The 7496-nt window shown below is 77.0% G+C and carries 4 protein-coding genes; 1 reads left to right on the top strand and 3 read right to left on the bottom strand.

The features are described from left to right. The first annotated feature begins 251 nt into the window (after window positions 1–251). Window positions 252–1424 carry a serine/threonine-protein kinase gene (locus tag IF73_RS0125125; protein WP_031011906.1) on the top strand — a complete coding sequence of 391 codons (1173 nt, stop codon included), beginning with the start codon at window positions 252–254 and terminating at the stop codon, window positions 1422–1424. A gap of 12 nt (window positions 1425–1436) precedes the next feature. Here the strand turns inward: IF73_RS0125125 and IF73_RS0125120 are convergent, their stop codons facing one another. From IF73_RS0125120 to cobT, 3 genes are all read right to left on the bottom strand, one after another. Further along, the gene (locus tag IF73_RS0125120) at window positions 1437–2255 is read right to left on the bottom strand and encodes a TrmH family RNA methyltransferase (protein WP_031011905.1); all 819 of its coding nucleotides are present in this window, start codon (window positions 2253–2255) and stop codon (window positions 1437–1439) included. Between the two features lie 90 nt (window positions 2256–2345). Further along, on the bottom strand, window positions 2346–3578 hold the full coding sequence (gene cobA, locus IF73_RS0125115) for a uroporphyrinogen-III C-methyltransferase (RefSeq protein ID WP_031011903.1): 1233 nt from the start codon (window positions 3576–3578) through the stop codon (window positions 2346–2348). 192 nt (window positions 3579–3770) lie between these two features. Continuing rightward, the gene (gene cobT / locus IF73_RS0125110) at window positions 3771–7313 is read right to left on the bottom strand and encodes a nicotinate-nucleotide--dimethylbenzimidazole phosphoribosyltransferase (RefSeq protein WP_031011901.1); all 3543 of its coding nucleotides are present in this window, start codon (window positions 7311–7313) and stop codon (window positions 3771–3773) included. Window positions 7314–7496: the final 183 nt, after the last annotated feature.

Here is a 7496-nt window from a genome sequence, read left to right as displayed (position 1 = left end):
GGGCGGTCGGGGCGGGTCAGGGCAGGGGGTGCGGGGCGGACGCGGTGGCGCGGGCGGGGCGACGGGAGTTGTCGGAGGGCCCGGTCAAGTGGGTTGTGCGGGAAGGGGTGTTGACGGGGAGGTTCGGTGGGGGCCGGGGCGTCCTTCCCCCTCAGTACTGACAATCGATGCCGGTGGGAGGGCGCGGCCTATGAGCGCGCGGGGGCGGCACTACGTAAGCTGTGCCACGTCGAACGGACGAGGGGACGGACATGGCGATGATGCGGCTCCGGCGCGAGGACCCGCGGATCGTCGGGGCGTTCCGGCTCCACCGCAGGCTGGGCGCCGGAGGGATGGGGGTCGTGTACCTCGGCTCCGACCGGCGCGGTCAGCGGGTCGCCCTGAAGGTGATCCGGCCCGATCTGGCCGAGGACCAGGAGTTCCGGTCGCGGTTCGCCCGTGAGGTGTCGGCGGCCCGGCGGATCCGGGGCGGCTGCACCGCCCGGCTGGTCGCCGCCGACCTGGACGCCGAACGGCCCTGGTTCGCCACCCAGTACGTGCCCGGCCCCTCGCTGCACGACCGGGTCGCCGAGGAGGGTCCGCTGCGGGCCGCCGACGTGGCGTCGATCGGTGCCGCGCTCTCCGAGGGCCTGGTCGCCGTCCACGAGGCCGGGGTCGTCCACCGCGACCTGAAGCCGTCGAACATCCTGCTCTCCCCCAAGGGCCCCCGCATCATCGACTTCGGGATCGCCTGGGCCACCGGGGCCAGCACCCTCACCCACGTCGGCACCGCGGTCGGCTCCCCCGGCTTCCTCGCGCCCGAGCAGGTGCGGGGCGCCGCCGTGACGCCGGCGACGGACGTCTTCTCGCTCGGCGCCACCCTCGCGTACGCCTCGATGGGCGACTCCCCCTTCGGACACGGCAGTTCCGAGGTCATGCTCTACCGCGTGGTGCACGAGGAGGCGCAGCTCCAGGGGGTGCCCGACGCGCTGGCGCCGCTGATCCGGGCCTGCCTGGCGAAGGACCCGGAGGACCGGCCCAGCACGCTCCAGCTGTCGATGCGGCTCAAGGAGATCGCCGCCCGCGAGGCTCAGGGGCTGCCGGCCGCCCGGCCGCCGGCGCCGCGCGAGCGGGTGGAGGAGCGCGGCACGCTGCGGCCGACCGAGCGGTACACGGAGCGGGACACCCGGGGCCGGGAGCCGGAGCGGGCCGCCGCCCGGGGGCGCGGGCCCGCGGCGTCCTCGCGGCCCTCGGCGCCCGCCCGCACCGGCGGCGGCTCCCGTGTGGCGCAGTCGCGGTCCGGGTCCCGTCCGGGGAACCGGACGACGTCCACCGGCCGCCGCCCGGCCAACCCGCGGCTGCTGCGCCAGCGGCTGGTCGTCTTCGTGGTGGTGACGCTGCTGGTGGCCCTGGGCATCGCCGCCGCCCAGGCCCTCCAGGGCTGATCCGGGGGCGGGCTACGCCTCGGGGCGGCCCGCCGTCACCGCGTAGAAGGCGACGGCCGCGGCCGCGCCCACGTTGAGCGAGTCGACGCCGTGGGCCATCGGGATGCGGACCCACTCGTCGGCGGCGCGCAGCGCCTGCGCGGAGAGGCCGTCGCCCTCCGCGCCGAGCATCAGGGCGACCCGGTCCAGTCGGTGCGGGGCGGCCTCGTCCATGGCGGTGGCCTTCTCGGCCGGGGTGAGGGCGAGGAGCTTGAAGCCCGCCTCCCGTACCGCCTCCAGACCGCGCGGCCAGGTGTCCAGGCGGGCGTACGGGACGGAGAAGACGGCGCCCATGGAGACCTTCACCGAGCGGCGGTAGAGCGGGTCCGCGCAGTCCGGGGAGAGCAGGACGGCGTCCATGCCGAGGGCGGCGGCGCTGCGGAAGATGGCGCCGATGTTGGTGTGGTCGTTGACCGACTCCATGACCGCCACCCGGCGGGCACCGGCGAGGAGTTCGCCGGCCTCCGGGAGCGGCTTGCGCTGCATGGAGGCGAGGGCGCCGCGGTGGACGTGGTAGCCGGTGACGCGCTCGGCGAGGTCGGGCTGGATCGCGTACACCGGGGCGGGGACCTCGTCGATGACGTCGCGCATGACGTCGACCCACTTGGCGGAGAGCAGCATCGACCGCATCTCGTAACCGGCCTGCCTGGCGCGGCGGATGACCTTCTCGCCCTCGGCGATGAAGAGGCCCTCGGCGGGTTCGCGCCGGCGGCGGAGCTCGACGTCGGTCAGGCCGGTGTAGTCGCGCAGGCGGGGGTCGTCGGGGTCGGTGATCGTGATGAGTTCGGCCACGGGGTGATACTGCCTTGTCCGGGGTGTGGTGCCAATGCGCGGGACGGGCGGCGGTCGCCGCCGCCCGTCAGCGCGCTCCTTCGGTGGGTGTCAGCGGGTGAGCTTGCCGGGGCCCTCCGCGACCACCGGGCCGATCACGATGACGGCCGGCGGACGGACCTCCTCCGCCTTCACCACGTCGGCGACGGTGGCGAGGGTGGCGTCCACCCGGCGCTGGGTCGCGGTGGTGCCCTCCTGGACGAGGGCGAGGGGGGTGTCGGGGGCCTTGCCGTGGGCGACGAGCGCCTCGGCGATCTTCCCTATCTTGTCGACGCCCATGAGGATCACCAGGGTGCCGGTGAGCTTGGCGAGCGAGGCCCAGTCGACGAGCGAGCGCGGGTCGTCGGGGGCGACGTGGCCGCTGACCACGGTGAACTCGTGGGCGACACCGCGGTGGGTGACCGGGATGCCGGCGGCGCCGGGGACCGAGATGGAGCTGGAGATGCCGGGCACGACGGTGCAGGCGATGCCCTCGGCGGCGAGCGCCTGCGCCTCCTCCATGCCCCGGCCGAAGACGAACGGGTCGCCGCCCTTGAGGCGGACGACGGACTTCCCGGCCTTGGCGTGCTCGATCAGCGCGTTGTTGATGGCCTCCTGGGCCATGAAGCGGCCGTACGGGATCTTCGCCGCGTCGATCACCTCGACGTGCGGCGGCAGTTCGTCCAGCAGGTCGCGGGGGCCGAGCCGGTCGGCGATGACGACGTCGGCCTCGGCGAGCAGCCGGCGGCCGCGGACGGTGATGAGGTCGGGGTCGCCGGGGCCGCCGCCGACGAGGGCGACGAAGGGCGTACGCGCGCGCTGCGCGGGCGCGGCGAGGGAGCCGTCCCGCAGGCCCTCCAGGATCGCGTCGCGGACGGCGGCCGAGCGGCGCGGGTCGTGGCCGGTGAGGACGGCGACGGTGACGCCGTCGGCGCGGCCGGTGGCCGGCGTCCAGGCGGTGGCGGCCTCGGCGTCGTCGGAGCGGACGCACCAGACGCGGGCGCGCTCGGCCTCGGCGGAGGCGGCGGCGTTGGCGGCCGGGTCGGTGGTGGCGACGAGCGCGTACCAGGCGTCGGCGAGGTCGCCGTCCTCGTAGCGGCGGCGGACCCAGGTGATCTCGCCGGTCTCGGCCATGGCCTCCACGGAGGGGGTGGCGGACGGGGAGATCAGGGTGATGTCGGCACCGGCGGCGATGAGGGCGGGCAGACGGCGCTGGGCGACCGTGCCGCCGCCGAGGACGACGACGCGCCGGCCGGCGAGGCGGAGACCGACGGGGTAGGCGGGGTGCTCGACGTGCTCGGCCATGTGCGGGCGGCTCCTCAGAAGGGGCTTGGGGGGCCGCTGCGGCGGTGAAGCGGCTGGTGGGGCGGGCGGGAGGCCCGGTGACCACGATATCGGTGACCTGGCGCGGACACCCTGTGACCCTGGTCGCGGACGTGCGGCGGCCCCGGTGCCGCCGCCTCCCGGTGGAGGGCGGCGGCGCCGGGGCCGTACGGGCTACTTCTCGGTGACGCCCGCGGAGTCGAAGGTCGCGACCTCGTGCATGGCGCGGGCCGCGCTCTGCACCAGCGGGAGGGCCAACAGGGCGCCGGTGCCCTCGCCGAGGCGGAGGTCCAGGTCGACCAGCGGGCGCAGGCCCAGCTTGTTGAGCGCGGCGACGTGGCCGGGCTCGGCGCTGCGGTGGCCCGCGATGCAGGCGGCCAGCGACTCGGGGGCGATGGCGCGGGCGACCAGGGCGGCCGCGCCGGTGGAGACGCCGTCGAGGATCACCGGGGTGCGCAGCGAGGCGGCGCCCAGGATGAAGCCGACGAGGGCGGCGTGCTCCAGGCCGCCGATCTGCGACAGGACGCCGATCGGGTCCTGCGGGTCCGGCTTGTGCAGGTCGAGGGCGCGGCGGACCACGTCGACCTTGCGGGCGTGGGTCTCGTCGTTGATGCCCGTGCCGCGGCCGGTGACCTCGGCCGGGTCGACGCCGGTGAAGACCGAGATGAGGGCGGCGGACGCGGTGGTGTTCGCGATGCCCATCTCGCCGGTGAGGAGCGCCTTGTTGCCGGCCGCGACCAGGTCGCGGGCGGTCTCGATGCCGACCTCGATCGCGGCGATCGTCTCCTCGCGGGTCATCGCGAGGCCGGTGGTGAAGTCGCCGGAGCCGGCCCGGACCTTGCGGGGCAGCAGGCCGGGGGTGGCGGGCAGCTCGCCGGCGACGCCGACGTCGATGACGCAGACCTCGGCGCCGACCTGGTTGGCGAAGGCGTTGCAGACCGCTCCCCCGCCGAGGAAGTTGGCGACCATCTGGCCGGTGACCTCCTGCGGCCAGGGGGTGACGCCCTGGGCGTGCACGCCGTGGTCGCCGGCGAAGATCGCGACGGCGGCGGGCTCGGGGATCGGCGGCGGGCAGACCCGGGAGAGGCCGCAGAGCTGCGCGGAGATGATCTCCAGCATGCCGAGCGCGCCGGCCGGCTTGGTCATCCGCTTCTGCCGCTCCCACGCCTCGCCGAGCGCCTTGGCGTCCAGCGGGCGGATGGCGGCGACGGTCTCCTGGAGCAGGTCGTGCGGCTCCTCGCCGGGCAGGGCGCGGCGGCCGTACGTCTCCTCGTGGACGACCCAGGAGAGCGGGCGGCGCTTGGCCCAGCCGGCCTGCATCAGCTCGGGCTCGTCCGGGAACTCGTCGACGTAGCCGACGCAGAGGTAGGCGACGACCTCCAGGTGCTCGGGGAGGCCGAGCTCGCGGACCATCTCGCGCTCGTCGAAGAAGCTGACCCAGCCGACGCCGAGGCCCTCGGCGCGGGCGGCGAGCCAGAGGTTCTCGACGGCGAGGGCCGAGGAGTACGGGGCCATCTGCGGCTGCGTGTAGCGGCCGAGGGTGTGCCGGCCGCCGCGGGTCGGGTCGGCGGTCACCACGATGTTGACCGGGGTGTCGAGGATGGCCTCGATCTTCAGTTCCTTGAACTGCTTCGCGCGGGCCTTCGGCAGCGACTTGGCGTACGCCTCGCGCTGGCGCTGGGCCAGCTCGTGCATGGTCTGCCGGGTCTCGGCGGAGCGGATGACGACGAAGTCCCAGGGCTGCGAGTGGCCGACGCTGGGGGCCGTGTGGGCGGCCTCCAGGACGCGGAGCAGCACCTCGTGCGGGATCGGGTCGGAGCGGAAGCCGTTGCGGATGTCGCGGCGCTCGCGCATCACGCGGAGCACGGCCTCGCGCTCGGCGTCGTCGTAGCCGGGGGCGGCCGGGCGGGGCTCGTCCCGGTCCTCGGGGGTGTCGTCGGCGACGACCGGGATCTCCTCGGCCACGGCCATGACGGCGGCCTCGGCGGGCGCCTCGGCGGCGTCGGCGAAGGTCTCGGCGGCGACGGGCTCGGCGACCGGCTCGGCGACCGCCGGGACGGCCTCGGCGGCGACGGGCTCGGCCTCGACCGGCTCGGCGGACGCCGACTCGGCGGGCGCCGGCTCGGCGGTGACGGCCTCGGGCGTGACGGCCTCGGCGGGGGCCGCCGCGACGGCCTCCTCGGCCGGGGTCTCCTCGGCGGCCGCCGGCTCCTCGGCCGGGACCGGCTCGGCCGGCTGCTCGGCGGCGGGGACCTCGGCCTCGACCGGGGCTTCGGCCGGCGTCTCGGTCTCGGCCTCGGCCTCGGCGGCCGGGGCCTCGGGGGCGGGCTCGGCCGCCGGGCTCTCCGCGGCCGGGGCCTCCGGCTCGGGCTCGGCCTCCGGCTCGGGCTGCGCCGGTACGTCGGCGGGCGCGGCGGGCTGCACGGCCTCGGCGACGACGGCCTCGGCCACGGGCTCCTGGGCCTCCGCCGGCTGCTCGGCCACGGGCTCGGGCACCTCGGCGGGCTCGACGGCCTCCGGCGCCACGGCCTCCGGGGCCGCCACCGGCGCCGCCTCGGCGACGGGCTCGCCCTCGCGCGGGGCGGGGACGATGGCCTCCGGGGCCGGGGCCTCGGCGGCCTCGGGCGCCACGGCCTCGGGCGCGACGGCGTCCGGAGCCGGGGTCTCCGGCGTCACGGCCTCCGGCCCGGGGATCGGGGTCCCGGCCGCCGGGGTCGGCGTCGGGGCCGGCTGCTCGGCGGTCGGGACCGAGCCCTCGACCGGCACGAAGAGCCCGCTCTGCGGGACGACCGTTTCTGCGGGGGCCTCGGCGGGCGCCAGGGGCTCCTGCGGCTGCGCGGCCCACGGCTCGGCGCCCTGCGGGGCCGTCTGCTGGTCCTGCGCGATCTCGAAGTACTCGGGGCCGGTGGTGGGCGGGCCGGGGGTCCGTACGGGGACGGGCGCGGGGCCGGTGGCCACCAGGGGCTCGGGGGCCGGCGCGGGGACCTGCGGCGCGGCCGGCACGGGCGCCGCCGGGCCGCGGTCGGCGAGCGAGCGCACGACGCCGCCGGTGGCGGTCTCCGGGACCGGCGGGCCCATGTGGAGCGGGCGCCGGGACGGGGTGGCCGGCGGCGGGACGCGGACGCCGCCGAGGTCGACGGAGCCGGAGTCACGGCCGGCGGCCTCGTGGGCGCCGGTGTCGAGGATGCCGGGCTCGTAGCCGTGGGCGGTGGCGACGGGCTCCTGCGGGGCGACGGGGACGCCGTGCGCCGGGGTGCCGAGCGGGGGCTGCGGGGCGAGCGGCACGCCCTGCGGCGGGGTGGCGCCGGGCACCTGGACGCCGTGCGCCGGGGTGACCGGGGCGGTCAGCTGGTCGGCGAGGACGAGGCCGTCCGGGAGCGGGCCGGTGAGGGGGTCCGGCAGCGGGTCCGTGAGCGGGTCGCCCAGCGGGGCGGCGGCCTGCGGCGGCACCACGCCGGGGTCCGTGCCCTCGGGGCCGCCCTGCGGCGGGACCACGGGCGGGGCGGGGACGGCGATCGGCGGGGCCGGCACGGCGCCCGGGGCCTGCTCGCTCCAGGCGCCCTGGGTGCCCGGCATCAGCAGCATGTCGTCGTCCTCGGGGAGCGGGCCGGAGGGGTCCAGGAAGGTGTACGCGCCCGGAGCGGGGATGCCCGGCTGCTCGACCATGCCTGCGTTCTCCGGCAGCCCCTCGCCCGGGACCTGGCCGGTGTCCGTCATGCGTACCCCTCGCCCATCGTTGTGTTTCCTTCAGAGCTGCGCCCGTCAACGAGAACGAGCGCGTGCGCCGCGCGGCACGGAGGCACGCCGACACCCATGCATTGTCGCGGCCCGCGCCCATCGTGGCAGGCGGTTCCGCCACGGTGCGCTGTGGACTGCGCCACGTCGCGCGGTCCCCCCGGT

Origin of the sequence: Streptomyces sp. NRRL F-5727 (genome assembly GCF_000719555.1) — a bacterium.
Taxonomy (GTDB): domain Bacteria; phylum Actinomycetota; class Actinomycetes; order Streptomycetales; family Streptomycetaceae; genus Streptomyces.
The sequence above is the reverse complement of the archived record's forward strand: the minus strand, read 5'-3'. Positions and strand labels throughout refer to the sequence as shown.

What these genes read in the sequence shown, in the direction of transcription:
- cobT (WP_031011901.1), bottom strand. Translation starts at nt 7,313, where the DNA reads ATGACGGACACCGGCCAGGTCCCGGGCGAGGGGCTGCCGGAGAACGCA.
- cobA (WP_031011903.1), bottom strand. Translation starts at nt 3,578, where the DNA reads ATGGCCGAGCACGTCGAGCACCCCGCCTACCCCGTCGGTCTCCGCCTC.
- IF73_RS0125125 (WP_031011906.1), top strand. Translation starts at nt 252, where the DNA reads ATGGCGATGATGCGGCTCCGGCGCGAGGACCCGCGGATCGTCGGGGCG.